This is a genomic window from Pseudomonas sp. URMO17WK12:I11, from assembly GCF_007677725.1.
Taxonomy (GTDB): domain Bacteria; phylum Pseudomonadota; class Gammaproteobacteria; order Pseudomonadales; family Pseudomonadaceae; genus Aquipseudomonas.
Window position 1 is genome coordinate 1 of sequence record NZ_VEDF01000048.1, and the last position, 345, is coordinate 345.

At 63.5% G+C, this 345-nt stretch carries 1 protein-coding gene; it reads left to right on the top strand.

The window, feature by feature from the left end:
• A partial coding sequence (locus tag FS665_RS23180) for an AMP-binding protein (protein ID WP_145193660.1) occupies nucleotides 1–345 on the top strand: 345 nt, incomplete at both ends.

A 345-nucleotide genomic window follows, 5' to 3' on the forward strand; every position in this document is an offset into this window, starting at 1 on the left:
GATCAGTTTGACTGGGCGGATCACCCGTCGGTCAACCCTCTGGTCGCCGGCCTGACCCCGAGCCACCTGGCCTACGTCATCTACACCTCCGGCTCCACGGGCATGCCCAAAGGCGTCATGAACGAGCACGCCGGCGTGGTCAACCGCCTGTTGTGGATGCAGGATGCCTACGGCCTGAACAGCACTGATGTGGTCCTGCAAAAGACCCCGTTCAGCTTCGATGTCTCGGTGTGGGAATTCCTCTGGCCCCTGCAAACCGGCGCTCGCTTGGTCATGGCGCGTCCTGGCGGCCACCGCGACCCCGAGTACCTGCGTCAAGTCATCGAGCACGAAGCCATCACCACG